Genomic DNA, 23,255 nt, shown 5'->3' with positions numbered 1-23,255 from the left:
GGTGTGACCGTGGCCGGGCGGTGCAGCCGGGCGGCGGGCTCAGTGCACCCGGACCGGACCGGCGGCGTCGATCCGGGCGGTCACCTCCAGCCGGCGGGGCGCCAGCCCGGAGGTGGCCCGGAACCTCTCGACCGCCGCCGCCACGTGTTCCCGGACGGCGGTCAGCCCGGCCCGGGAGTTGAGCTGCAACTCGATCCAGAGTTCCGGCCGGGGCGCCGTGCCGGCCAGCGTGACCGAGGCCCGGCGGACCTGCGGATCCCGGGCGAGGTCGCGTTCGAGGCCGCGGGCCAGCCGGGCTCCCCGGACGCGGGTGGCGCCGGGCAGCGCCGGACCGGCGGCCGCGGTCTGACCGGTGACGGACCGCAGGTCGAGGTCGCCCAGCACCGGGTACCGGCGGGCCCGGAGCACCCGGCCGAGCAGCTTCGACCCCAGCCAGGCGAAGAAGGTGCCGAGCACGCCGAGGATGACCAGACCCCACGGGTCGAGGTCGCGCCAGGTGCGGAGCAGACCCGACCAGAGCAGCGGTGCGTTGTTGTCGACGCCGGCCAGGTGTCCGAGGCTGGCGATCAGCCCGACCACGCCGATGGCGGTGAGCACCAGGCCGACCACCGTCCAGAGCACCCGGATGGCGCTGTTCGTCATGCCGGCTCTCCAGGCTGCCGCATCAGCCCTCCACCCGGGGTACGTCGGTCCGCGGCCGGCTGCCCGACCGGATCATCTGCACGCCGACGTGGTCGTGCGGCGGGGCGCCGAGGCGTTCCAGTTCACGCCGGACGGTGAACTCCACCGCCATGCTGACCGAGGCGTCGCCGACCGCCCGGATCCGGGTCCGCCAGCCGAGGCCCTCGCGGCGGACCCGGGCGCTCGCCGACTCGACTCCGGGTACCGAGTTCGCGGCCGTCGCCAGTTGCCGTTCCACCGAGCGGCGTTGCAGGTGCCAGCCGTCGGCGAGCCGGGTGGGTAGCCGGTCGGGCTTCCAGCGGACCAACTGTCCCCACAGGATCAGCAGCCCGAGTACGCCGGCGGCGACGATCCCGGTCCGCACCCAGGGATCCTCCAGCCGGGTACCGGTCAGCGTGCGGTACCAGGCCGCCCGGTCGACGACCACCGACTCCCGGCCCAGGGCCACCGCGAAGACCTCCACGATCAGCAGCAGCCCGCCGCCCAGCAGAGCGCAGCCGAGCAGCAGGGTGGCGAGCCGGTTGACCAGGCGCATCTCAGCTCCCGTCCACCGGCACCGGCAGGTCGATGTCGTCGACGACCACCTCCACCGACGGCTGCTGACCGAAGCCGGCCAGTACGTCCCGGACCGCCACCTGGATCTGCTCGGCCACCGGGGCGATCGGCACCGGGCCGAGCCCGACATGCACCTCGACCGGGTCCCCGAGCCGGATGCCGACGACCTTGCCGCCGGGAAACAGGGTGGCCACCTCCACGCCGGTACCGGCGGTCAGCCCGGTCACGCCGCGAACCCCGAGTACCGCGTCCCGGATCTTCCCGGCGACCGTGGCCTGGTCGGCGACGGTGACCGGGGCAGCCTCGGTGACGGGGCTGGCCTCAGGGGCGGCCTCGGGGGTCGGGGTGGTGGTCGCCCGGCCGCTCTGCGGAGTCGCCGTCCTGGTGTTCGGGGCCTCCGCCGTCGCCGGGTTGGTCCGCGGCGAGGTGCGGCGGTTACGGGTGTCGCGGCCGGTCGTCGCGCGGCCGGCCTCGGCGGTGGTCCGGCCGCCACGGTTGGTGCCGCCCTGCGCCGCCCGGTTGGTGTCGCTCCTCGCCGCCCGGCTGGTCATCGCGCCCGCTGCTGGCCGTCGTCGCCGTCCTGGTCGCCCTCGACGAAGACGTCGTCGACGTTGATGTTCACCTCGACGACCCGCAGGCCGGTCATCGCCTGGACCCGGTCGACGACGTTGCGGCGCACCGCCTCGGAGACCTCGACGATGCTCTGGCCGTAGAAGGTGACGATGTCCAGGTCGATCGCTGCCTCGCGCTCGCCGACCTCGACCGAGACGCCCTGCCGGATGGTCTCGCTGCCGCCCGGGACGAGACCGCGGAGCTGTCCGACCCGCCGGGCCAGGCCGGCACCCATCGAGCGCACGCCCGGAATCTCCCGCGCGGCGAACCCGGCGATCTTGGCGACCACGCCCTCCGCGATGCGGGTCTTGCCGGACTCGGTGGTCAACTCGGCCCGGGCCGGTCCACCGCCGTCCGGCGTGGCCATCGGGCCCGGCGTGGCCGCCTGTGTGCGGTTGTCGTTCTTGGTGGCGGTACTGCTGTCAGCCATCGCCTGTCCCCATCTCCTGCCGATGCCGGGTCGATCCGGTGCGGGTTGCCTGCACCGCTCAGCGCCGTCGGGACGCGCTCGCCCGGTCGGCCAGGCCGGCGACGCTGAGATCACCGTCGATCACCCGTACGGCGAGCCACCCGACCAGGCCGGCGAGCACGGCACCCGCCGCCGCTCCGAAGCCGGCGACGGCCCATACCGCCGCGACGAGGAAACCGACGACGAAACCGAACTGTTGGCGTGACATGCGTTCCTCCCCGGCTGGGCGCGGCAGGTCGGCAGTGCTTACACGCTGGCGGAGAACTCGAACCCCACTGAACCGGCGATATGTGTGATCTGCGTCACTTCAAACGCGGAGATCATGACTGTCGGAGCGGCGGATAGCGTGACCGGGTGCGGCTCACCAAATACACCCACGCCTGCGTACGGCTCGAACACTCCGGCGGTGTCCTGGTCATCGACCCCGGCGTCTGGAGCGAGCAGGCGGCGCTGCGCGGTGCCGACGCGGTCGTCGTCACGCACGAGCACACCGACCACGTCGACGTGCTGCGGCTGGCCGGCCTCGGCGTCCCGGTCTACGCCCCGGCCGGGGCGGACATCCCCGGCCTCGACGTGCACCCCGTCGCACCGGGGGAGGAGTTCACCGCCGCCGGCCTGCGGGTGCGCGCCTTCGGCGGTCGGCACGCCACCATCTACGGCGGCCAGCCGGACTGCCCGAACCTCGGATACCTCGTTGAGGGGCAGGTCTATCATCCCGGCGACTCGGTGCACCGGCCGGACGTGCCGGTGCAGACCCTGCTCGTACCGGTGCAGGGGTCCTGGCTGAAGACTGCCGAGGCGATCGACTTCGTCCGGGCCGTCGCACCCGAACGGGCGTACGGCATCCACGACGGGCAGGTCAACGATCGGGGGCTGCAGAGCGTGCACGGGTGGCTCGCCGAGGAGAGCGCCGGCTGCTACCGCTGGCTCACCCCGGGCCAGACGGCCTGACGCACCACTACCGGCGGACCGGTACGCCCGGCCAGCGAACCGCTCCGCGTGCTGGTCACCTGGTGCGGCCCGGTCCGGCCGGGGTGCCGGGCCGCTCGGTCCAACTGTCCACGATCGCCGCGACCAGCGCGACCAGGACGAAACCGATGGTGGCCAGCAGAGCGTCCCGGAACGCCCGTGACCAGCCGTCGTGGGTGGCGGCCAGGGTGCTGAAGAAGATCGTGCCGACTCCGGCGATGCCGGTGGCGGCGCCGATCCGCTGGCCGGTCTGCAACATTCCGGCCGCACTACCGGCCTGGCCGACCGGTACCTCGGAGAGGGTGAGGTTCTGGTTGGGCGTGATCACCAGTCCGCTGCCGAGCCCGGCGACCAGCAGCGGCAGGGCGGTCGCCAGCGGTGCGCCGCGCCCGGGCACGAAGTGCAGGGCCAGGATGACGGCGCCGAGCCCGAGCACCACGGTGGCCAGGCCGATCGCGACCAGCGGCCGGCCGAACCGGTTGACGATCCGGCCGCCGAGTGCTGCGGTGACCGCCGAACCGAGCGCGAACGGCGTGATCGCCAAGCCTGCCTCCAGCGCGGTGTAGTGCAGCCCGGCCTGCAGATAGAGGGTGAAGAGGAAGAAGACCGCGACGAAGCCGCCGAAGTAGAGCAGCCCGATCAGGGTGCCGAGCGAGTACGACCGGAGCCGGAACAGGGCCAGGTCGAACAGCGGCTCCCGGCGGCGCCGGTACCGCAGTTCCCAGCCGACGAAGCCGAGCAGCACCAGCAGCCCAACCGGGATCAGCAGCCACTTGAGCGGCCCGTGCCACTGCCGCTGTTGCACCAGCGGCAGCAGCAGCAGGACGACACCGAGTCCCAGCAGCAGTACGCCGAACGGGTCGAGATCCTTCCGGCCGGCCCGCCGCCCGGGACCGGCCGGCAGTAGCCGCCAGGCGAAGGCGATCGTGGCGATGCCGACCGGGACGTTGACGAAGAAGACCAACCGCCAGCCGAGATGCTGGCCGCCGAGTTCGATCAGGGCGCCGCCGAGCAGTGGTCCGACGCCGGTGGAGATGCCGATGGTGGCGCCGAGCAGCCCGAACGGACGGCTCCGGGCCGCACCCCGGTAGAGCTGCTGGATCAGCCCGATCACCTGCGGGTTCACCAGTCCGGCCGCCGCGCCCTGCAGCAGTCTGGCGGCGATCAGCCAGGCCGGCGACTCGGCCAGCCCGGCCGCCGCGCTGGTCAGGGTGAACAGCGCGAGACCGAGCATGAAGACGTTGCGTCGGCCCCGGGCGTCACCGAACCGGCCGGCGGGCACCAGCATCAGGCCGAAGGTCAGCGCGTAGCCGGAGAGGATCCACTGGAGATCGCTCGGGTCGGCGTGGATGGCCCGGTCGATCGAGGGGATCGCGACGTTCACGATGCTCACATCGAGCAGCGTCATGAACGCGGCGACCAGTCCGATGGTCAGGATCTGCCGGCGCCGCCGGGCGGCTGTCCGCTCGTCCAGCCCGGCCAGTGGATCCGGTTCCGGTGTTGCCGGTCCGGCCCGGTCGCCCGGCCCGGGCCGGCCGGCACGATCCGGTGGATTGCCTTGTGCCGCGCTCAATCGGGCCTCGCTGACTGGTGCCGCGTCCGAGTCGTGGGCCGCGAACGGTGACCACCGGGGACAGACTAGCGCAAACCGCCCCAATGCACGGTTGCTGACCTGCCCGGTGGTTCGTCGCCCCGCCGCTCGACCCGGTCGGCCAGGCAGCTCAGGTGAGCTGCTGCGAGCACCAGCGCGGACCGAAGTCCAGACCCTCCAACGGGGAGTCCTCGCGGTGCAGAAGGTTCTTCTCGCCGAGCACGTGCAGCGGCGTCGTCAACTGGTCCGGTGGCAGGCCGACCTCCTCCGCGATGGCCTCCGGAAACGGCACCTGTCCCCGGGCCTCCAGGGTGGTGACCGCCTCGTACACCCGCTGTTCGATGTCGCTGAGATGTAGCTGTTGCATGGTGACCTCCTCGCCCGCGCACCGCGCACGGGCAGTTCGCGAGGCCGCGATTACCCACCGAGACGGCGTTGATGCACCCGGGTAACGGATCCGCCACGATAGTCGGCCGGCGTCCCGTTCCCGGAGCCGACCGGGCGGTCGCCTAGGCTGCTACCCGTGATCTGGGACGTGGCCGTGATCGGGGCTGGACCGGCCGGGCTCTCCGCCGCGTTCGCCGCCGCCCGGGCCGGAGCGCGGACGGTGGTGCTGGAGAAGTCCGAGCATCCGCGCTACAAGACCTGCGGCGGTGGTCTGATCGGCACCTCGCTGGCCGCCGCCGCCGCGCGGATCGAGGTACCCGCCGACGACCGGGTGGACCGGGTGACGTTCACCGCCGACGGCCGGCGGGAGTTCACCCGGCGGCACCGGCCGGGGCAACTGCTCACGATGGTGCGGCGGGAGGAGTTCGACGACCGGCTGCGGGGCGCCGCCGTCGACGCGGGCGCCGTACTCCGGCAACGGATCGCGGTGCGTGGGATTGAGCAGGACCCCGACGGCGTACGGGTCCGGCTCGTCGACGGCACCGAACTGCGTGCCCGGGTGGCGGTCGGCGCCGACGGCTCGGCCGGGGTGACGGCTCGCCAGGTGGGGGTGGAGTACTCGCAGGTCGACCTGGGGCTGGAACTGGAGATTCCGATCCCCGCCCCGCTCCAGCAGCGCTGGCGCGGCCGGTTGCTGCTGGACTGGGGCCCGCTGCCCGGGTCGTACGCCTGGGTCTTCCCCAAGGGGGACCGGCTCACCGTCGGGGTGATCGCCGCGCGGGGCGAGGGGGAGCGGACCCGGCGCTACCTGCGGCGGTTCGTCGAGCGGCTGGGCCTGTCCGGCCTGGAGCCGGCGCACGACTCCGGGCACCTGACCCGGTGCCGGGCCGACAACTCCCCGCTGCGGCACGGCCGGGTGCTGGTCGCCGGTGACGCGGCCGGCCTGCTGGAGCCGTGGACCAGGGAGGGGATCAGCTTCGCGCTGCGCTCCGGTGCGCTGGCCGGCGCGGCGGCGGCCGGCGGTGGCCTCGACGGGTACGTCCGGGCGGTGCACGACCAGCTCGTCCCGCCGATGCGGGCCGGGCACCGGATTCTCGCCGCCTTCTCCCAGCACCCGGGGGTCTTCCACACCGCCCTGGCCACCCCGCCCGGCTGGCGGATGTTCACCGCCTTCTGCCGGGGCGAGACCAGCTTCGACCGCACCCTGGAGCGCCGCCGGGTACGCGCCGCGCTGGCTCTGCTCGGCTGACCCGCCCCGGGGGCGCCCAACTGCGGCTATCTGCCGGCGGCGACCGCCCGGTCGTCCTGGTACGGCCTGAAGCGGCGCAGCCGCAGCGAGTTGCCGACGACGAAGACCGAGGAGAACGCCATCGCCGCACCCGCGATCATCGGGTTGAGCATCCCGATCGCGGCCAGCGGCAGCGCGGCGACGTTGTAGGCGAACGCCCAGAACAGATTGCCCCGGATCACCCGTAGCGTCGCCCGGGACAGCCGGATCGCGTCCACGGCGGCGGTCAGGTCACCGCGTACCAGGGTCAGGTCGGCGGCCTCGATCGCGACGTCCGTACCCGTGCCCATGGCCAGCCCGAGATCCGCCTGCGCCAGCGCGGCGGCGTCGTTGACGCCGTCCCCGACCATCGCCACCACACGACCCTCGGCCTGGAGCCGCTTGACCACGTCGAGCTTGTCCGCCGGCAGCACCTCGGCGATCACCTCGTCGATGCCGACCTCGGCGGCGACCGACCGGGCGACCGCGTGGTTGTCGCCGGTGAGCAGCACCGGGGTGAGGCCGAGCCGGCGCAGTCCGGCGACCGCCTCGCGGCTGGTCGGCTTGATCGCGTCGGAGACCACCAGCGCTCCCCGGACCCGACCGTCCCAGCCGGCCAGCACCACGGTCCGGCCGGCGGCCTCGGCGTCCGCGACCGCCGCGCCGAGCGGGGCGGGCGGCTCCAGGTCGCGGTCGGCGAGCAGGCGGGCCCGGCCCACCGTGACGGCACGGCCGTCGACGGTACCGGTCACGCCGAGCCCCTCGACGTTGGCGAACCCGCCCACCTCGGGATGTGGCCCGGTCCGCTCGGCGGCGGCGCTGGCGACCGCGCGGGCGATCGGATGCTCGGAGGCGTTCTCCAGGGCGCCGGCCAGTCGCAGCAGCTCGTCCGCGTCCTGGCCGTCGGCCGGGAGGATCTCGGTCAGCGTCATCCGCCCGGTGGTGACGGTGCCGGTCTTGTCCAGCACCACGGTCTCCACCCGCCGGGTCGACTCCAGCACCTCCGGGCCCTTGATCAGGATGCCGAGCTGGGCACCCCGGCCGGTGCCGACCAGCAGCGCGGTGGGGGTGGCGAGCCCGAGGGCGCACGGGCAGGCGATGATCAGTACCGCGACGGCGGCGGTGAACGCCGCGCTCACGCCGTCCCCGGAGCCGAACCAGAAGCCGAGGGTGGCGACGGCAAGGGCGATCACGATCGGTACGAACACCCCGGAGATCCGGTCCGCCAGGCGCTGCACCTGGGCCTTGCCGGTCTGGGCCCGTTCGACCAGGGTCGCCATCTGGGCGAGCTGGGTCTCCGCACCCACCCGGGTGGCCCGGACGACGAGCCGCCCTCCGGCGTTGACCGTCGCCCCGACCACCTGGTCGCCGGGACCGACCTCCACCGGCACCGACTCCCCGGTGAGCATGCTGACGTCGACGGCGGACGACCCGTCCTCGACCACACCGTCGGTGGCGATCTTCTCGCCGGGGCGGACCACGAAGCGGTCGCCGACGGCGAGCTGGTCGGCAGCGATCCGATGCTCGACGCCGTCGCGGAGCACCGTGACCTCCTTGGCACCGAGTTCGAGCAGGGCCCGCAGGGCGGCACCGGCCCGACGCTTGGACCGGACCTCGAAGTAGCGGCCGGCGAGGATGAAGAGCGTGACCCCGGCCGCCGTCTCCAGGTAGATGTTGCCGGCGCCGTCGCTCGGGCCGATGTCGAGGCTGAACGGATGCGTCATGCCGGGCGTACCGGCGGTGCCGAGGAAGAGCGCCCACACCGACCAGCCGAACGCGGCGAGCGTACCGAGCGAGATCAGGGTGTCCATGGTGGCGGCGCCGTGCCGCAGGTTGACCCAGGCCGCCCGGTGGAACGGCAGCCCGCCGTACGCCACGACCGGCGCGGCGAGGGTGAGCGAGAGCCACTGCCAGTAGTCGAACTGCCAGGCCGGCACCATCGCCAGGGCGATCACCGGCACGGTCAGCACCAGCGACACCAGCAGCCGGGTCCGCAGCGTCCGCAGCTCGTCGACGGGTGCCCCCGGCTCCGACCCGGAGTCGTCGGCCGGTCGGGGCGGCGGTGGCAGCGCGGCGGTGTAGCCGGTCTTCTTCACCGTGGCGATGAGCTCGTCCGGGGTACGGGTGTCGTCGAAGGTGACCGTCGCCTTCTCGGTGGCGTAGTTGACCGTGGCGGTCACCCCGTCCAGCCGGTTGAGTTTCTTCTCGATCCGGCTGGCGCAGGAGGCGCAGGTCATCCCGCCGATCTTCAGTTCGATCCGGTTGGGTGCCATCGGTGGTCGTCCGGCGGCCGGTGCCATTCCTGCCTCCTGTGCTAGTTGTGTCCGTGGCCGGGCTCGCCGTGCCCCGGCTCGTCCGCTCCGGCGGTGGCCGTCGGAGCGGGCCCGTCGGGTGTCGCACCGCCGCCCGGCGTACCGGTGGGTGGGGGCTGGGCCGGCGTGCCGGCGGTCAGGGTGAACTCGGCGGTCCGGACGGTGCCGCCGTGCTGGAAGTCGAGATACAGCCGGTAGCTGCCGGCCGAGGGGACGTCGGCGAAGAAGGTGATCTCGGGACCGCCCGGCGTCCGCCCGTCACCGGGCTCGCCGTCCGGGTGTACGTGCAGGTACGCCAGGTCACCCTCGCGGAGCGCGACCAGGTGGCCGTACGCGCCGAGGTAGGGCTGCAGGTCGGTGACCGGTCGCCCGTCGCGGCTGACGGTCAGGGTCAGTTCGCTGGTCTGTCCCGGCGTCAGGGCGCCGTCCAGGCGTACCCGGTAGCCGTCGACCTCGGCGGTCGGGGCCGGTGCCGGCAGCGGTCGGGGTTGGAAGTCGCCGGCCACCGCGACGTCGAGCCCGAGGGTCAGCGCCTCCGCGCCGCTGGGCTTGAAGTCGGCGAACGCCCGCCAGCTCCCGGGACCGGTCAACGGCGAGGCGACCCGCCAGGTGCCGTCGGCGGTCATCTCCGGGTGCACGTGCCGGAAGCCGGACAGGTCCCGGCGGGCGACGATCAGGTGCATGCGCTTGTCATGTTCCACGTCGTAGCCGGTCACCGGCTGCCCGTCCGGCCCGATGATCCGGAACGCGAACTCGCCGGCCGGGGCCGGTACGCCGGTCAGCGTGTAGCCCCGGTCGGAGACGAGCAGCCCGCCCGGTAGCCGCGGTGCGGTGCTCGCCCCGGTGCCGGTGCCGTGTCCGGTGGAGTGGGCGGAGCCGGTCGAACTGCTGGAGCCGGGGGGGGGGGGGGGGGGGGGGGCGGGGGCGGGCGGCGCCCCCCCCCCCCCCGCCGAACACTGTCGCGAGCCCGAGCGCGAAGGCGCCCAACTTCGTCGCGGTGTTCATCGCGCTACCTGGTTTCTGCTGGATCGAGCACGGTCAGGAGGTGACGAGTTCGTAGCCGGCCTCGTCGACGGCGGCGCGGAGCTGTTCCTGGTCCACCGGGTCGTTGCTGGTGACGGTGACCGCGCCGGAGGCCAGGTCGACGCTCACCTCGGTCACGCCGGGGATCGCCCCGACCTCGGTGCTGACGGCGCTGACGCAGTGGCTGCAGGTCATCCCCTTGACCTGGTAGCTCTGGGTGATCATTGCAGTTCTCCCTTCCCTGACCCGCGATATACCCGAGGGGGGTATTTGCCGGGCACTTTTACCCCTCAGGGGTATCCGTACCCAGGACCGTAGCATACCCCGGGGGGGTTAGCTATGCTTGCTGCATGACGACACCTGCGGAGACCCCGACTCGCGGCTACACCGCCAGCAAGGACCAGTTGCTCGCGCGGTTGCGCCGGGTCGAGGGGCAGGTCCGCGGGATCGAGCGGATGGTCGAGGACGACCGCTACTGCATCGACGTGCTGACCCAGATCTCCGCCATCCAGGCGGCGCTGGACAAGGTCGCGCTGGGGCTGCTCGACGGACACGCCCGGCACTGCATGCACGAGGGCGCCGCCGAGGGCCGGGCGGACGAGATGGCCACCGAGATGATGGCCGCAGTCGGGCGCCTGATGAAGCGCGGCTGACTGCTCGGCGGCGACGGCGCCGGCTTCCCGCCCCGGTCAACTCCGGGCCGGGTCGGCCCGGCCCTCCGGGGCAGGGGGCGGGAAGAGGTCGACCTGCTCGCCGAGCTCCACGTCCCCGGCCAGGTGGGCCGGCGCCGGCCGGTCGGTCGCCGGCAGCCTTGAATACCGCCGCCCGGATCCCTCTCGGTCCGGCCGGGAGGTGACCCGGAACGGCACCATCACGATCGGTGCCGGCGGCGGCTCGAACCTGCGCTCGCCCCAGCGCAGCCAGATGGCGATCCGACCGGCCGCCGCCTCCAGGTTGAGCTTGTCGACCGAACGCTGCCGGTCGGAGTGGTCGACCTCGACCACCACCGGCGCGCCGTCCGCCCGCGCACACCCGACATCCACTATGGAGTGCCGGTGCTCGTACGGCGGTGGCAGCGGCATCACGCTGGCGGCCCGCCGGTACACTCGCCAGCCCTGTGCCATGGCCCAGGCCGCCACCGAGTCGATCAGCAGCACGGTGACCTCGTCACTCGTCTGGTCGGCGAAGGTCAGCCGGCCCAGCCAACGGGTCAGCGCGGCGCCGATCCGGGCGCCCTCCTCGGCCTGGTCCACGGTGCGACGGTACCGCGCAGGTGTCCCGGCAACGTCCCCGTGCCGGCGTTGATTCCGCGTTACCGGCCCCGGTGGTGTCCCGGGTCGGCAGGCGCGGTCAGGGGGTGAGGATGACTTTGCCGGTGACGGTTCCGGATTCGGCGAGGCGCAGGGCGTCGGCGGCGCGGGCGAGGGGGAACCGGGCGGCGATCTGTGCGCTGAGGTGTCCCTGGGCCATGGCCTCCAGGACCTGGCCGAGGTCGTCTCGCAGCCGGGCGCGGAACCGCTGTTTCGCCAGCGGGCGGCCGGCCCAGATGTTGTAGAAGTAGCCGCGCCGACCGTTGGGCAGGGCGTTCCAGGTCCAGACCCTGGCAAGGATCCTGAGTACCGGCAACTGCTTCGAGCCGGTGTCGTCCCGGGTGCTGGCGCTTCCGTAGGCGACCAGGGTGCCGCCGGGGGCGAGCAGACGCCACGAGTCCGACACGCTACGCGCGCCGAGGTGGTCGAAGACAGCATCGACGCCGCCCGGTGCGATCTTCCGGACGGCGGCGGGCACGTCGGCGTGGTAGTCGATCGGTGTGATGCCGAGCTCGCGCAGCCGGTCGTGGTGGCGCGGCGAGGCGGTGCCGATCACCTGAGCCCCGGCGAGGCGGGCGAGCTGTGCCAGCGTGGTCCCGACGCCGCCGTTGGCGCCGTGTACCAGGACCGTCTGGCCGGCGCGGACCCGCGCCTTCCGGTGCAGCATCTGCCAGGCGGTGATGCCGTTGACCACGACGGTCTCCGCCGCCGCCGGGTCCAGCCCGGCGGGCACCGGCACCACGTCGGCGGCCTCGACGACGACGTGGCTGGCCCAGCCGCCCACCTTGGTCAGCGCCGCGACGCGTTGCCCGAGCAGCACGGGGTCGGTGCCGGGTCCGGCGGCCTGGACGACACCGACGAGGTCGTAGCCGGGGACGAACGGGAACGGTGGCTGGTCGTAGTAGCGACCCCGCCGCATCTGCTGCTCGGCGAAGGACACGCCGGTGGCCTCCATCCGGATCACCACCTGGCCGGTGCCGGGAGTCGGGATCGGTGACATGCGTATCTGTAGCCCGTCCGGGGTCACCACGCCGGGAAGCACGATCTCGGTCCGTCGATCGGTTGTCATCTCGTCTCCTCCGAGGGGCGATGATTGCATCTAGCTACAGTTAGAACCTCTAACTTCAGTATTATGGCCTCACTGAAGCGATGTCAAGCGAGGGGACCGGCATGGACGAGGCCGCCAGGAGTCCGCGGGAGCGCTACCGTGCGCAGGTCCGTGACGAGATCAAGGCGCACGCCTGGACGCAGGTGGCCAGTACCGGCGCGTCCGCGCTGTCGCTCAACGCCATCGCCAGACAGATGGGGATCAGCGGTCCGGCGCTCTACCGCTACTTCCGCAACCGGGACGACCTGATCACCGACCTCGTCCTGGACGCCTACCACGACCTGTTCGAGACCTGTCGGGCCGCGGCGGCAGCCGAGCACACAGCCACGGCCCGGCTGACGGCGGTCGCCGCCGCCCTGCGCGGTTGGGCCCTGGGCGCCCCGCACCGCTACCTGCTCATCTACGGCACCCCGGTACCCGGCTACGCCGCCCCGCCCGAGGCGACGACGGTTGCCGCCAGCATCATGTCGATACTGCTCGACGCCTTCACGGAGGCCGCCGGCGAGGACCGGAGCGGACCCACTGGTGAACCCGCCGCAGCCTTCGACCAGCATCTGGCCACCCACCGGCAGTGGGCGGACGGGCATCCCGCCCCGCCGGCGGCGCTGCGTCGCGCACTCACCTTCTGGACCCGGCTGCACGGCGTGGTCAGCCTGGAGGTCGCCGGTCATTTCACCGGGATGAGCTTCGACCCCGCGCTGCTCTACGCCGCGGAGGTGCACACCACCGTCGACACGGCGTGACCACAGGTCCGCCGATCTCGGTACCGCTACAGCTTCGTCCCGGGCTCCGGCCTCGGTTCGAGCGGTTCGGCACCGGGCGGGAGCGACGCGACGCGCCGCCGGAGACCGGTCGGTGGCTCGGAGCCGGGGCGGGCCGGACCGCGCCGCCCGGCCCGGCGCAGGTGGACCGGGAGATAGCCGAGCCCGGCGAGGCCGACCAGTACGTAGAGGTTGCTGTAGAGCAGCCCCCAACCCCGGAAGTGCAGGTCCCAGCCGTGCAGGCCGGCGAGTACCCAGCTCGTACTGGCGACGAAGACGAGCCAGGTGAGGCCGGCGGCCGCGAGCCCGAGCCGGCTGCGGCGCCGCCACCACCGGACGGCCAGCAGCACCAGCGCGGGTACGCACCAGACCCAGTGGTGGTGCCACGAGACGGGCGAGACCAGGACGCCGGTCGTCGCGCAGGCGAGAACGCCGAGCAGTTGCTCGCCGGCCCGGGCGCAGTACGCCGCGACCGCCATCCCGAGCGCCGCGACCAGGAGGGCCACCGGAAGCCAAGTGGTACCCGGATCGGCGGAGTCGGTCAACCGGGCCAGCGCGCCGGCCAGCGACTGGTTCAGGACCGTCCGGGGATCGGCGGTGACCCGCGAGGTGTCGAAGAGCGCGCCCGTCCAGAACCGTACCGAGTCGCCCGGCCGCCAGGCGAACCCGAGCGCGACCGTGGCGGCGAACCCGCCGGCCGCGGTGCCCGCCGCCCGGAACCGGCCGGTGGCGAGCAGGTAGGCCACGAATACCAGCGGGGTGAGCTTGATCCCGGCGGCGATCCCCACGCCGAGGCCGGACCAGCGGCGTCGAGGGTCACCGGTCAGGTCGAGCAGCACGAGCAGCATCAGAAAGAGCCCGACCTGGCCGGCCTGGAGGTGCCCGGACACCGCGAACATCGGCAGCGCGGCGGCACCGCCGGCCAGCGTCGCCAGTGCGCGGCGCTCCGCCGGCACGCCGGTGGCGCGGAGCGTGAGCCGGACCGCAGCCAGCAGCGCGAGGACCGAGGCGAAGGTCCACACCCCGACCGCGACCGGCACACCGAGCGGTACCAGCGGCTGGAACAGCAGGGCCGCGAACGGCGGGTAGGTGAAGCCCAGCGCGATGCCGTCCGTGCCCCGGTGGCTGGCCTGGTAGAGGCCGCCGTCCCCGGACGCGGCGGCGGAGGCTCCCGCGTGGTAGGTCGCGAGGTCGCCCCAGTAGCTCCCGGTGCGGTGCTGCACCGCCATCGCGGCGGTGGTGACCAGCAGCGGAAGCAGCACCAGCCCGGCTCTCGGGTAGGCCTGCCGCCGTGGGCGGCGGCGCGGCCCGGCCGGTGCCGACGGCGCCGGTGTGCGCGGACCCGGCTGCCGGTGCGGCGGTGGATGGCCGGCCTCGTCGGGGTTGGCGCCCAGGTAGGTGCTGGTCACGGCGCTTCCTCCGAATCCGCGGAGCCGGTCGCCCGCCTCCGGGATCCGGGCAGCGGTAAGGACAAAAAGGTAACGATCTCTCCTCGACCGTTCCTGGACCGAATCTTGATCACGCACGGTTCAGACCGGCGGAACGTGCCGGAAACGCCGGCCTGTTCCATCGCCACCTCGATCCGCTGGGTCCCGGAACCCGGACCGCCCCGGTTCCCCGCCGGTCCGGTCCGGTTCCCCGCCGGTCCGGTCCGGTTCCCCGGACTACCGGGTCGGCCGACCCGGTTCCCCGGGTCACCGTCCGCTACCGGTCCGGTTCCCCGTCCACCTGGCGTCGGGTGGCGCGGCGGCGGATCCGGTAGCCGATCGCGAGCCCAGCCCAGAGGACGGCCAGCCAGACCGTGAGCTGGACCAGGTAGTCCCGGTCCTGGAGCCCCGGATTGGGCGGTGCCGGTGCCGGCCGCCACAGCAGCGGCACCGCGATCACCAGCAGCGTCGCCGTCACCGTCAGGCCGGCACCGATCCAGGTACGGGTCGTCCGGTCGGTCACCAGGCGGCCGAGGACGAGCCCGACGAGTCCGATCAGCGGGGCGACCAGCACGTCGTGCAGCAGCGGACCGGCGACCAGCCAGGGGAGGACCGGCCCGGGCCGGGGCATCAGCGATCCGCCGTACGCCGCCGTTGCCGTGCCGAGCACCACCAGGGCGATCCGGACCGCTCGGGTACCGCCCGCCCGGCTGTCGGTCCCGACGTCCGGTGCCGGCCGCTTGCCCGGGCTCCTTCCGGTGCGGCTCATCCGAGCACCTCCAGCCGGGTCACCCACTTGGTCTGCAGCACACCGGGACGGTTCGGCGCGATGATCCGGCACGGGTACCCGTGGTCGGGCTGTAGCACCTCCCCGTTGACCCGCAGGGCGAGCAGGGTCAGCGGGTCGGCGACGTGCACCGCCGGCAGCGTGCTGGTCGCGTACAGCCCGGCGGTCTCCAGCGAGGAGACCCGTACCGGGCGGCCGGCGGGCGCGCCGACGGCGGTGAGCAGGTCGACCACCGGTACGCCGGTCCAGTCCGCCACGGCGCTCCAGCCCTCCACACAGGCGATCGGCAGCCGTCCGGTCCGCTGCGGCAGGGCCGCGAGGTCGGCGAGGCCGAGACCGCGCCGGCCGCCGGCCCAGACGATCTCCAGGCGCCAGTCGGCCGGTACGACGATCCCGGCGGCGGTCGCGGTGCGGTTCACCGGTACGCCCTGCGGGCCGCCGGCCGAACGCCAGGCCAGCGCGGAGACGTGCCGGAGCCACGGCACCGTGACCCCGGCGGTGGCCAGTACGGCCACGCCGCTCGCGCCGGCGGCGGTGCGCAGGAAGGCCCGCCGGCCGGGTACCGGCTCCTGGTCGAGGCGGCTGGCCAGGGCCGCCCGGGTCACCGGCAACTTGACCCCGACATGCACCAGCAGCGCCCCGACCGCCAGCCAGGCCACCGCGTAGTGCGCGGCGGGGAAGAAGAACCGCCACGGGTACGACTGGGCGACGTTGAACAGCCCGGTGACCAGTTCGAAGAACGCGGCGCAGACCAGCAGCAGGATGGAGACGCGTTCGAGTACGTGCCCGACGAGTCGGGCGGGCCGGCGCAGCGGCGGACGGGCGAACAACCGGGGGTAGACACTCCACAGCTTCGCCAACAGCAGCGGAATCGCCGCGATCCCGGACAGCACGTGCACGCCCTGGGTCACCCGGTAGAGGCTCGCCGGGCGGGTCGGCCAGGCAAACCAGTCCGGCGGGTGCGCGACGGCGTGGCTGAGCAGCCCGGTGACGAAGCAGAGCCCGAACGCGACGCCGAGCCAGCGGCCGAGCCGGGCCGCCACCAGCGGCGAGTGTGACGGCCCGGTGAAGTCCTCGGGGCGCGGCACCGACCGGACCAGCCGGCTGATCGGACCGGCTGGCCCGGCCGGGCGCCGAGCCGGTCCTCCGGATCGTCGGCGGATCATCGGCGAACCAGCTCGGCGAACCAGCGGCCGCGGCAGCGCAGCAGCTCCGTCACCCGCAGCCCGGTGCCGGCGGTGACGTGCTGCACCGACTCCACCCCGACCCGGGCCCAGCGGAACGCGGACCCGCGCCGCAGGCCGCGGTCCGGCCCGGTCGAGGCGACGTGCGCGAGGCCCTGCCACAGGCCGGTGCCGGGCGGCTCCAACTCGGTGAACACGGTGCCGCCCGGGGCGAGCAGCGCGGCGCACCGGCGCAGCAGCGCCACCGGGTCACCGCCGATGCCGATGTTCCCGTCGATCAGCAGGGCGTGTGCCCAGCGTCCCTCAGCAGGCAGCGGAGCGAAGATGTCGCGGCGCAACGCCGCCGCACCACGGGCCCGGGTCAGCCGTACCGCGTGGGCAGAGATGTCCACCCCGAGCGTGACCACGCCGCGTCGGGCCAGTGTGGCGGCCAGCCGGCCCGGTCCGCAGCCGAGGTCGATGGTCGGGCCGAGGCAGCGCGCCACGATCGGTGCGACGGCCGGTTCCGGCGGGCCGTGCCAGCGGCGCACCGGCAACGGGTACGCCGGCGCGTCGGCGTGCACCAGCCAGTGCTCGGCGCGGCGGGTGTCGGCCGTGCCGCCGCACCCACCCGGTCGACGGCGTCCGGCCGGCGGCCAGCCTCGCCAGGCCGGCGGTGCGAGCGGGCCGTCGAAGCCACCCGAGGAGCTGCTCCGGTTCATCGGCGCGCCCGGTGGCCGGCCGTCATGACCTCGACGGCGCGTACGGCTCCGGCGAACCGGCTGCCGGGCAGCCCGTCCGCGACCGCCTGAGCGGCGGGCCAGTCGTCCACGTCGCGCAGTACCGGCAGGGCGGCGACCCGCACGCCCCGGTCCCGCAGTGCGGCCAGGGTGAGCCGGCCGGTGTCGGCGGTGGACATCGGCACCGGCCGAAGCACGGCCGCCTGCGCCGGGTCGTGCAGGCCGAGGGCCCACCAGCCACCGTCGGCGGCCGGCCCGAGCACCGCGTCGGCACCGCTGAGCCGGTGCAGGGCGTCGGCGAGGGTACCGGGGCGGACCTGCGGGGTGTCCATGCCGATCTGCAACACCGGCATCCCGGGGAACGCCACGCCGACCTCGGCGTGGGCGTGGGCGAGCCGGTCGGCGAACGTGTCGCCGTACTGGCGCAGCAGATGCCAGCCGGAGAGTGCGGCCGTCAGCTCGGCCGCGCACTCCGCGTCGGAGAACCGGCCGGTGTACGCGAGCACCGGGACGGCCGCCGTGGTGGCGCGTACCGCCGCGAGCGTGTCCAGCAGGGCGGCCGCCGCGATCCGGGCCGCCTGTCGGGGGGTGGCCGGCGGGCAGAGCCGGGTCTTCGCCAGCCCGGCCACCGGTGCCTTGGCGACCACGAGCAGGACGTTCATCGGCCGGCACCGGCGGTGGAGCGCAGCACCCCGGCGAAGTCCCGGGTGGCGCGCAGCGTGCCCCGTACCGAGCCGGAGACCTTCGAGGCGGTGCCGGCGGCCCGGGGCGCGTACGCCGTGTCCAGCTCGACGATCCGCCACCCGGCCGCTGCCGCCCGCAGCAGCAGCTCCAGCGGATAGCCGAAGGCCCGGTCCGCGACGCCGAGCCGCAGCAGCGCCGTACGGCGGCCCACCCGGATCGGGCTGATGTCGCGCACCGGTACGCCCCGGCGGCGCAGCAGCGCCGCGACCAGCGCGTTGCCGGCCCGGGCGTGCCACGGCCAGGCAGCGGCCGAGACCGGTCGACGGCGGCCCACGGCGAGGTCCGCCCGGTCGGCGAGCAGGGGCGCGACCAGCCGGGGCAGCTCGCCCGGGTCGAACGACCCGTCCGCGTCGAGGACGCAGACCAGTTCCGCCTCGGCCGCCAGTAGTCCGGCATGCACCGCCGCGCCGTAGCCGCGCCGCGGCTCGGAGACGACCCGCGCCCCGTGCGCGGCGGCCACCTCCGGCGACCCGTCGGTGGAGCCGTTGTCCACCACCACAGCCCGGTAACCGGGCGGCAGCGCGGCGAGTACGGCGGGCAGGGCGGCCGCTTCGTCCAGACACGGCAGCACCACGTCAATCGTTGTGCTCATGTCCGGCGACGCTAGGCGCCGCACCACCCGCCGGGAATGCCTGGTGGGCTTACGGATCGCTTACGCCGCAACGGTTCTTACGACTTCCTGACGTCCGGCCCGATCGCCTTCCGCCCCGGCTGCCGGGCTCGTATCGTCGGCCGTCGCCATGACCATGCTGAACCGGCCGGTACGACACCGGCACGCCGACGCGGTCGTCGTCACGGTGGAGGCGGCGCTGCTCCTCGCCGCGATCGGGGTCGGCGCACTGCTCAACGCCCGGGGCGTCCAGCTGTACGCCGACGCCGCCCCGCTCTACGCGGCCTGGCGACCGCATCTCGGTCCCGGCACCCCGGCCGCGCTGCTGGTCGCCGCGCTGGTGATCGGGCGGGGTCCCGGCTGGGCCCGGAGCGCGTCCTGGCCCCGGCTGCTCGCCGTCGGCTATCTCGGCGCGCTGGCCTGGACGCTGTCACTGGCTCTGGTCGACGGCTGGTCCGCCGGCCTGGCCCGACGGCTCACCGCGCAGGCCGAGTACCTGCACGAGGTGCCCCGGGTGGCCGATGTCGGGGCGATGCTGGCCGGGTTCACCGGCCGGATCCTCGACTTCCAGCCCGACTCGTGGTCCACGCACACCGCCGGGCACCCGCCGGGCGCGCTGCTGCTCTTCGTCTGGCTGGACCGGATCGGTCTCGGCGGAGGCGCCGCCGCCGGGCTGGCCTGTGTGCTGCTCGGGGCGACGGTGGCCGTCTCGGTCCCGGTGACACTGCGGGCGCTGGGCGCCGAGGACGCGGCCCGGGCGGTGTGGCCGTTCCTGCTGCTGTTCCCCGGCGCGGTCTGGGTCGGCGCCTCGGCGGACGGGATCTTCACCGGAGTGGTCGCCGCCGGGCTGGCCCTGCTGGCGGTGGGCGGCCGGGCTCCGGCGGTCCTCGGCGGGCTGTTGCTCGGCTTCGCGCTCTACCTGTCGTACGGGTTCGTGCTCGTCGGACTGCTCGCGCTGACCGTGCTGGCGCTGCGTACCCGGGATCGGGTCGGGGTCGGCGTGCTGGCCGCGCTCGCGGTCGCCGCCGTCGTCGCCGTGTTCACTGCGGCGGGCTTCCGGTGGTGGGACGGCTACCACCTGGTGGTGCGGCGGTACTACCAGGGTTGGGCGGCGGACCGCCCGTTCGGGTACTGGATCTGGGCGAACCTGGCCGCCCTGCTGCTCTCCGCCGGCCCTGTGGTCGGGCCGGCGCTCCGCCGCGCGGTGCTTGCCGGGTGGCCCGGGCGGCCACGCCCGGCGGATCGGGCGGGCGGCGCGGAGTGCGAGGATCGGGCGCGGCCGCACCGCCGGCGGCGCGGGTTTGGCGGCGCGACGGTGTGGCTGCCGATCGCGGCGGCCGTAGCGGTGCTGGTCGCGGACCTGTCCGCGTTGAGCAAGGCGGAGGTCGAGCGGATCTGGCTACCATTCGGGGTCTGGCTGCTGGTCGCCACCGCGCACCTGCCCGCCCGGCAGCGGCGCTGGTGGCTCGTGGTCCAGGCGGTCACCGCACTGGCGGTCAACCACCTACTGTGGACGGTGTCCTGACCGTCGCCGGTGCGCGCAGCGGGGCGGCGGCGAACTCGGCGACACCGGCGGCGAACGGGATCCGGGCGGTGAAGCCGAGCAGCCGGGCCGCTCGGGCGGGATCGGCGACCACGTGCCGGACGTCGGCCGCCCGGCCGCCGCCGACCACGACCGGGTCGGGGCCGCCCGTCACGGCGGCCAGTTCGCGGGCCAGGTCGCCGACGGTGTGCGGATCACCGGAGCAGACGTTCACCGCCACCACCGGCTCCGGTGGGGCAGTGGTCAACGCGAGCAGGTTGGCCTGGGCGACGTCGCTGACGGAGACGAAGTCGCGCCGCTGTCGTCCGTCCTCCAGCACCTGGGGCGGCCGGCCGGCCGCGAGCGCCGACCGGAAGATCGACGCCACCCCGGCGTACGGGGTGTCCCGGGGCATCCGGGGGCCGTAGACGTTGTGGTAGCGCAGCGCCCAGACCTGCCCGTCGGTCTGCCGGGCCCACGCACCGGCCAGGTGTTCCTGGGCCAGCTTCGTCGCCGCGTACGTGCTACGCGGTTCCAGGGGGGCGTCCTCCGGCACCAGACCCGGAACCAGCGGAACCGCGCACCGGGGACAGACCGGTTCGTAGCGGCCGGCGGCCAGGTCGGCAGCCCGCCGCTCGGCCGGCCGCACCACCCCGTGCTCCGGGCAGTGGTAGCGGCCCTCGCCGTAAACCACCATGGAACTGGCCAGCACCAGCCGGCGTACCCCCGCGCCGTGCATCGCCGCCAGCAGGGTCGCGGTACCGACGTCGTTGTGGCCGGCGTACCGGGGGGCGTCGGCGGGGTCGAGACCGTGTCCGACCATGGCCGCCTGGTGGCAGACGGCGTCGACGCCGCGCAGCAGCCCGGCCAGCAGGTCGAGGTCGCGAACGTCACCGACGACCGGCCGGTGCCGGTGCGCCCAGTCCGGCGCCGTCGGGCCGTGCGCCTCCGGAAGCAACGCATCCACGGCCACGACCTCGTGGCCGTGCGCGACGAGCAGGTCTGCGACGTGCGATCCGATGAAACCGGCGGCTCCGGTGACGAGTATCCGCATTCCGGTCACGGTATGCGCCGCCGACGGGTGCACCGGAGGTTCCGGCGGAGCCGTAAGACTCCCGCAAGATCTCGGACGGCCGGCTCCTCCCGGGGGCCTGGCTACGCTGGTCGGGTGGGATCGGCGGGAGGTCGGTGGTGACGCAACGCGTGCTGGTGGTGGACGACGACCGGACCATCAGCGACGTGGTCTGCCGCTATCTGCGGCACGCCGGCTACCAGGTCAGTCACGTCGGCGACGGGGCCGCGGCACTGGCCGCCGTCGCCCGCCAGGCACCCCACCTGGTCGTACTCGATCTGATGTTGCCGACGGTGAGCGGCCTGGAGGTCTGCCGCGAGCTGCGCCGCCGGCCGGACGGCATCCCGATCGTGATGCTGACCGCGCTCGGCGACGAGGCCGACCGGGTCCTCGGCCTGGAGTTGGGTGCCGACGACTACCTGAGCAAGCCCTTCTCCCCGCGCGAGTTGGTGTTGCGGGTGCGTTCCGTGCTCCGCCGCACCGGCGGCGAGCCGGCACCGGATCGGCCGGAACGGCTCGCCGACGGCGACCTCGAGGTGCGTACCGGCCCCCGGGTGGCGGCGCTGCGCGGTACCGAACTCGCGCTGACCCTGCGGGAGTTCGACCTGTTGGTACACCTGATGCGGCATCCGTCCCGGGCGTTCACCCGCGCGGAACTGCTGGAACAGGTGTGGGGCTGGAACTTCGGCGACCACTCGACCGTGACCGTGCACGTACGGCGGCTGCGGGAGAAGATCGAGACCGATCCGGCCGAGCCGCGCCGGATCGTCACGGTCTGGGGCGTCGGCTACCGGTACGAGCCAGCCGATGCGTGACCTCGTACTCATCTTCACGATGGCGCTCGCCGCGGCGCTGGCCGTCGGCGTGGCCGGGGCGCTGCTGCTGCGGCGACTGCGTCACACCTCGATCACCGTGCACCTCTACGTGTTGCTCACCGTCACTGTGCTGGCGGTCGTCGGCGGCGTGGCCGTGGTAGCGGAGGCGATGTTCCTGTCCCCGCACGACCTGGAGGTGGTCCTGATCACGGTCGCGGCGGCGGCGGTGGTCAGCCTCGCCGTCGGCGGGCACTTCGGCCGGCGGCTGGCGGCCGCGGCGGTCTGGACCGCCCAGGCCCGTGACCGGGAACGGCAGCTCGAGAAGGGGCGCCGCGATCTCGTCGCCTGGGTCTCCCACGATCTGCGTACCCCGCTCGCCGGGCTGCGGGCGATGGCCGAGGCGCTCGAGGACGGGGTGGTGCACGATCCGGAGACCGTCGGCGAGTACCACCGGCGGATCCGGATCGAGACCGACCAAATGACCCGACTCGTGGACGACCTGTTCGAGCTGTCCCGGATCAACGCCGGGGCGCTGCGGCTGTCGCTGACCGCCGTACCGCTCGGTGAGGTGGTCTCGGACGCGCTCGCCACGACCGCCCCGCTCGCGGCGGCCCGACGGATCCGACTCGTCGCCGCCGAGTCCGGCTGGCCCACCGTCGTCGCCAGCGAACCGGAACTCGCCCGGGTGGTCGGCAACCTGCTCCTCAACGCGGTCCGGTACACCCCGGAGGACGGCACGGTACGCGTCGAGGCCGGTCGGGAACGTGACGCCGCCTGGCTGGCGGTAACGGACAGCTGTGGCGGAATTCCCCCGTCCGACCTGCCCAGACTCTTCGACGTCGCGTTCCGGGGCGAACCGGCGCGTACCCCTGGACAGGGCGTCGGGGTCGGCGGCAGCGCCTCCGGTGGACTCGGCCTCGCCATCGTGCACGGACTGGTCGAGGCGCACGGCGGGCACGTCGACGTACAGAACACCGCTGGCGGCTGCCGGTTCGTCGTCCGGCTCACCGCTGCCTGAATGGGGGACGGCGCACGCGTCGCCGGGCAATCCGGATGATGCGCCCGGCTGGCTCCGGGTTTTAAGATCGACTTCGCCTGGGTGGAATGCTGGGCCCCACCCGGTCGTTACATTTCGCGTACGGCCGAGTAGCACCGCCTGTGACCTGGGCTGATGCCGGGCCCCCGGGGAATGATCCGGGGCCGCCGGTCGTTACATATGGTGTTCGCCCGAGTACCAGCCGCCCCCCGCGCAGGTATTCGGGTGCTCCTGTTGTCCCTGGAGGCCACGACGCCTCGGGACACATTTTCTCCAATGGCACCCCGCGTCCCC

General features: G+C 73.9%; 26 protein-coding genes. 7 read left to right on the top strand and 19 right to left on the bottom strand.

Annotated elements, in window-relative coordinates; translation table 11 throughout:
* Positions 1–39: 39 nt before the first annotated feature.
* Genes R6Y94_RS41150 through R6Y94_RS41130 form a run of 5 tightly spaced genes read right to left on the bottom strand, consistent with a single transcriptional unit; the run spans position 40 to position 2,525 of the window.
* The gene (locus tag R6Y94_RS41150; protein ID WP_318402389.1) at positions 40–642 is read right to left on the bottom strand and encodes a hypothetical protein; all 603 of its coding nucleotides are present in this window, start codon (positions 640–642) and stop codon (positions 40–42) included.
* Between the two features lie 22 nt (positions 643–664).
* The gene (locus tag R6Y94_RS41145) at positions 665–1,216 is read right to left on the bottom strand and encodes a DUF6286 domain-containing protein (RefSeq protein ID WP_318402387.1); all 552 of its coding nucleotides are present in this window, start codon (positions 1,214–1,216) and stop codon (positions 665–667) included.
* Between the two features lies 1 nt (position 1,217).
* On the bottom strand, positions 1,218–1,787 hold the full coding sequence (locus R6Y94_RS41140; protein WP_318402385.1) for a hypothetical protein: 570 nt from the start codon (positions 1,785–1,787) through the stop codon (positions 1,218–1,220).
* Positions 1,784–2,278: an Asp23/Gls24 family envelope stress response protein gene (locus tag R6Y94_RS41135; RefSeq protein ID WP_318402384.1), complete on the bottom strand. Its 495-nt coding sequence runs from the start codon at positions 2,276–2,278 to the stop codon at positions 1,784–1,786. The genes R6Y94_RS41140 and R6Y94_RS41135 overlap by 4 nt, the downstream gene beginning before the upstream one ends.
* 58 nt (positions 2,279–2,336) lie before the next feature.
* Positions 2,337–2,525, bottom strand: a complete 189-nt coding sequence (locus R6Y94_RS41130) for a hypothetical protein (RefSeq protein ID WP_318402382.1) — start codon at positions 2,523–2,525, stop codon at positions 2,337–2,339.
* Between the two features lie 146 nt (positions 2,526–2,671).
* Here R6Y94_RS41130 and R6Y94_RS41125 point away from each other — a divergent pair, with 146 nt between their 5' ends.
* On the top strand, positions 2,672–3,268 hold the full coding sequence (locus R6Y94_RS41125) for an MBL fold metallo-hydrolase (RefSeq protein WP_318402380.1): 597 nt from the start codon (positions 2,672–2,674) through the stop codon (positions 3,266–3,268).
* A 55-nt stretch (positions 3,269–3,323) separates the two neighbouring features.
* Here the strand turns inward: R6Y94_RS41125 and R6Y94_RS41120 are convergent, their stop codons facing one another.
* Together R6Y94_RS41120 and R6Y94_RS41115 are read right to left on the bottom strand one after the other, a co-directional pair.
* The gene (locus R6Y94_RS41120) at positions 3,324–4,694 is read right to left on the bottom strand and encodes an MFS transporter (protein WP_318402500.1); all 1,371 of its coding nucleotides are present in this window, start codon (positions 4,692–4,694) and stop codon (positions 3,324–3,326) included.
* Positions 4,695–5,007: 313 nt separating this feature from the next.
* Positions 5,008–5,244: a hypothetical protein gene (locus tag R6Y94_RS41115; protein ID WP_318402378.1), complete on the bottom strand. Its 237-nt coding sequence runs from the start codon at positions 5,242–5,244 to the stop codon at positions 5,008–5,010.
* A gap of 156 nt (positions 5,245–5,400) precedes the next feature.
* Between R6Y94_RS41115 and R6Y94_RS41110 the strand changes: the two genes are divergently transcribed.
* Positions 5,401–6,513 carry a geranylgeranyl reductase family protein gene (locus R6Y94_RS41110; protein WP_318402376.1) on the top strand — a complete coding sequence of 371 codons (1,113 nt, stop codon included), beginning with the start codon at positions 5,401–5,403 and terminating at the stop codon, positions 6,511–6,513.
* A gap of 26 nt (positions 6,514–6,539) precedes the next feature.
* Here R6Y94_RS41110 and R6Y94_RS41105 read toward each other — a convergent pair whose 3' ends face one another.
* The 3 genes from R6Y94_RS41105 to R6Y94_RS41095 form a co-directional block, all read right to left on the bottom strand.
* Positions 6,540–8,831, bottom strand: coding sequence for a heavy metal translocating P-type ATPase (locus R6Y94_RS41105; RefSeq protein WP_318402374.1), 2,292 nt, complete (start codon positions 8,829–8,831; stop codon positions 6,540–6,542).
* 14 nt (positions 8,832–8,845) lie between these two features.
* Positions 8,846–9,559 (bottom strand): hypothetical protein, encoded by a 714-nt coding sequence (locus tag R6Y94_RS41100; RefSeq protein ID WP_318402372.1) that lies wholly within the window; start codon positions 9,557–9,559, stop codon positions 8,846–8,848.
* A gap of 322 nt (positions 9,560–9,881) precedes the next feature.
* Entirely contained in the window at positions 9,882–10,091 is a 210-nt protein-coding gene (locus tag R6Y94_RS41095; protein ID WP_318402370.1) for a copper ion binding protein, read from the bottom strand.
* A gap of 125 nt (positions 10,092–10,216) precedes the next feature.
* Between R6Y94_RS41095 and R6Y94_RS41090 the strand changes: the two genes are divergently transcribed.
* On the top strand, positions 10,217–10,519 hold the full coding sequence (locus R6Y94_RS41090) for a metal-sensitive transcriptional regulator (RefSeq protein WP_101365859.1): 303 nt from the start codon (positions 10,217–10,219) through the stop codon (positions 10,517–10,519).
* Between the two features lie 36 nt (positions 10,520–10,555).
* Here the strand turns inward: R6Y94_RS41090 and R6Y94_RS41085 are convergent, their stop codons facing one another.
* Complete coding sequence (locus R6Y94_RS41085; RefSeq protein ID WP_318402368.1) at positions 10,556–11,119, bottom strand: hypothetical protein; 564 nt, start codon at positions 11,117–11,119, stop codon at positions 10,556–10,558.
* A gap of 97 nt (positions 11,120–11,216) precedes the next feature.
* Positions 11,217–12,245 carry a medium chain dehydrogenase/reductase family protein gene (locus tag R6Y94_RS41080; RefSeq protein ID WP_318402366.1) on the bottom strand — a complete coding sequence of 343 codons (1,029 nt, stop codon included), beginning with the start codon at positions 12,243–12,245 and terminating at the stop codon, positions 11,217–11,219.
* An 80-nt stretch (positions 12,246–12,325) separates the two neighbouring features.
* Here R6Y94_RS41080 and R6Y94_RS41075 point away from each other — a divergent pair, with 80 nt between their 5' ends.
* A complete protein-coding gene (locus tag R6Y94_RS41075; protein WP_318402364.1) occupies positions 12,326–13,027 on the top strand; it encodes a TetR/AcrR family transcriptional regulator in 702 nt (233 codons plus the stop codon).
* Between the two features lie 26 nt (positions 13,028–13,053).
* Here R6Y94_RS41075 and R6Y94_RS41070 read toward each other — a convergent pair whose 3' ends face one another.
* From R6Y94_RS41070 to R6Y94_RS41045, 6 genes are all read right to left on the bottom strand, one after another.
* Complete coding sequence (locus tag R6Y94_RS41070) at positions 13,054–14,439, bottom strand: glycosyltransferase 87 family protein (protein ID WP_412102997.1); 1,386 nt, start codon at positions 14,437–14,439, stop codon at positions 13,054–13,056.
* 310 nt (positions 14,440–14,749) lie between these two features.
* A complete protein-coding gene (locus tag R6Y94_RS41065; RefSeq protein ID WP_318402360.1) occupies positions 14,750–15,241 on the bottom strand; it encodes a hypothetical protein in 492 nt (163 codons plus the stop codon).
* Complete coding sequence (locus tag R6Y94_RS41060; RefSeq protein ID WP_318402358.1) at positions 15,238–16,425, bottom strand: molybdopterin-dependent oxidoreductase; 1,188 nt, start codon at positions 16,423–16,425, stop codon at positions 15,238–15,240. Before R6Y94_RS41060 ends, R6Y94_RS41065 begins: the two co-directional genes overlap by 4 nt.
* Positions 16,422–17,144: a class I SAM-dependent methyltransferase gene (locus R6Y94_RS41055; protein WP_318402356.1), complete on the bottom strand. Its 723-nt coding sequence runs from the start codon at positions 17,142–17,144 to the stop codon at positions 16,422–16,424. Before R6Y94_RS41055 ends, R6Y94_RS41060 begins: the two co-directional genes overlap by 4 nt.
* Positions 17,141–17,824, bottom strand: a complete 684-nt coding sequence (locus R6Y94_RS41050) for a DUF2064 domain-containing protein (RefSeq protein ID WP_318402354.1) — start codon at positions 17,822–17,824, stop codon at positions 17,141–17,143. The genes R6Y94_RS41055 and R6Y94_RS41050 overlap by 4 nt, the downstream gene beginning before the upstream one ends.
* The gene (locus R6Y94_RS41045; protein WP_318402353.1) at positions 17,821–18,498 is read right to left on the bottom strand and encodes a glycosyltransferase family 2 protein; all 678 of its coding nucleotides are present in this window, start codon (positions 18,496–18,498) and stop codon (positions 17,821–17,823) included. Before R6Y94_RS41045 ends, R6Y94_RS41050 begins: the two co-directional genes overlap by 4 nt.
* Before the next feature lie 148 nt (positions 18,499–18,646).
* Between R6Y94_RS41045 and R6Y94_RS41040 the strand changes: the two genes are divergently transcribed.
* Positions 18,647–20,041 (top strand): hypothetical protein, encoded by a 1,395-nt coding sequence (locus R6Y94_RS41040; protein ID WP_318402351.1) that lies wholly within the window; start codon positions 18,647–18,649, stop codon positions 20,039–20,041.
* On the opposite strand, the gene R6Y94_RS41035 is transcribed toward R6Y94_RS41040, so the two are convergent.
* Positions 20,013–21,092, bottom strand: a complete 1,080-nt coding sequence (locus R6Y94_RS41035; RefSeq protein ID WP_318402349.1) for an NAD-dependent epimerase/dehydratase family protein — start codon at positions 21,090–21,092, stop codon at positions 20,013–20,015. The genes R6Y94_RS41040 and R6Y94_RS41035 overlap by 29 nt on opposite strands.
* A 137-nt stretch (positions 21,093–21,229) precedes the next feature.
* On the opposite strand from R6Y94_RS41035, the gene R6Y94_RS41030 reads away from it, so the two are divergent.
* Complete coding sequence (locus tag R6Y94_RS41030; RefSeq protein ID WP_318402347.1) at positions 21,230–21,925, top strand: response regulator transcription factor; 696 nt, start codon at positions 21,230–21,232, stop codon at positions 21,923–21,925.
* Entirely contained in the window at positions 21,918–22,943 is a 1,026-nt protein-coding gene (locus R6Y94_RS41025) for a sensor histidine kinase (RefSeq protein WP_318402345.1), read from the top strand. The genes R6Y94_RS41030 and R6Y94_RS41025 overlap by 8 nt, the downstream gene beginning before the upstream one ends.
* Positions 22,944–23,255: the final 312 nt, after the last annotated feature.

The organism is Plantactinospora sp. KLBMP9567 (assembly GCF_033446045.1).
Lineage (GTDB): Bacteria > Actinomycetota > Actinomycetes > Mycobacteriales > Micromonosporaceae > Plantactinospora.
This window is presented reverse-complemented; position numbering and strand designations above follow the sequence as displayed.

Coding starts and splice junctions, on each gene's coding strand:
- R6Y94_RS41045 (WP_318402353.1), bottom strand. CDS start 18,498: ATGAGCACAACGATTGACGTGGTGCTGCCGTGTCTGGACGAAGCGGCC.
- R6Y94_RS41040 (WP_318402351.1), top strand. CDS start 18,647: ATGACCATGCTGAACCGGCCGGTACGACACCGGCACGCCGACGCGGTC.
- R6Y94_RS41140 (WP_318402385.1), bottom strand. CDS start 1,787: ATGACCAGCCGGGCGGCGAGGAGCGACACCAACCGGGCGGCGCAGGGC.
- R6Y94_RS41135 (WP_318402384.1), bottom strand. CDS start 2,278: ATGGCTGACAGCAGTACCGCCACCAAGAACGACAACCGCACACAGGCG.
- R6Y94_RS41025 (WP_318402345.1), top strand. CDS start 21,918: ATGCGTGACCTCGTACTCATCTTCACGATGGCGCTCGCCGCGGCGCTG.
- R6Y94_RS41150 (WP_318402389.1), bottom strand. CDS start 642: ATGACGAACAGCGCCATCCGGGTGCTCTGGACGGTGGTCGGCCTGGTG.
- R6Y94_RS41090 (WP_101365859.1), top strand. CDS start 10,217: ATGACGACACCTGCGGAGACCCCGACTCGCGGCTACACCGCCAGCAAG.
- R6Y94_RS41105 (WP_318402374.1), bottom strand. CDS start 8,831: ATGGCACCGGCCGCCGGACGACCACCGATGGCACCCAACCGGATCGAA.
- R6Y94_RS41065 (WP_318402360.1), bottom strand. CDS start 15,241: ATGAGCCGCACCGGAAGGAGCCCGGGCAAGCGGCCGGCACCGGACGTC.
- R6Y94_RS41120 (WP_318402500.1), bottom strand. CDS start 4,694: ATGACGCTGCTCGATGTGAGCATCGTGAACGTCGCGATCCCCTCGATC.
- R6Y94_RS41130 (WP_318402382.1), bottom strand. CDS start 2,525: ATGTCACGCCAACAGTTCGGTTTCGTCGTCGGTTTCCTCGTCGCGGCG.
- R6Y94_RS41050 (WP_318402354.1), bottom strand. CDS start 17,824: ATGAACGTCCTGCTCGTGGTCGCCAAGGCACCGGTGGCCGGGCTGGCG.
- R6Y94_RS41115 (WP_318402378.1), bottom strand. CDS start 5,244: ATGCAACAGCTACATCTCAGCGACATCGAACAGCGGGTGTACGAGGCG.
- R6Y94_RS41055 (WP_318402356.1), bottom strand. CDS start 17,144: ATGAACCGGAGCAGCTCCTCGGGTGGCTTCGACGGCCCGCTCGCACCG.
- R6Y94_RS41060 (WP_318402358.1), bottom strand. CDS start 16,425: ATGATCCGCCGACGATCCGGAGGACCGGCTCGGCGCCCGGCCGGGCCA.
- R6Y94_RS41145 (WP_318402387.1), bottom strand. CDS start 1,216: ATGCGCCTGGTCAACCGGCTCGCCACCCTGCTGCTCGGCTGCGCTCTG.
- R6Y94_RS41080 (WP_318402366.1), bottom strand. CDS start 12,245: ATGACAACCGATCGACGGACCGAGATCGTGCTTCCCGGCGTGGTGACC.
- R6Y94_RS41075 (WP_318402364.1), top strand. CDS start 12,326: ATGTCAAGCGAGGGGACCGGCATGGACGAGGCCGCCAGGAGTCCGCGG.
- R6Y94_RS41035 (WP_318402349.1), bottom strand. CDS start 21,092: ATGCGGATACTCGTCACCGGAGCCGCCGGTTTCATCGGATCGCACGTC.
- R6Y94_RS41095 (WP_318402370.1), bottom strand. CDS start 10,091: ATGATCACCCAGAGCTACCAGGTCAAGGGGATGACCTGCAGCCACTGC.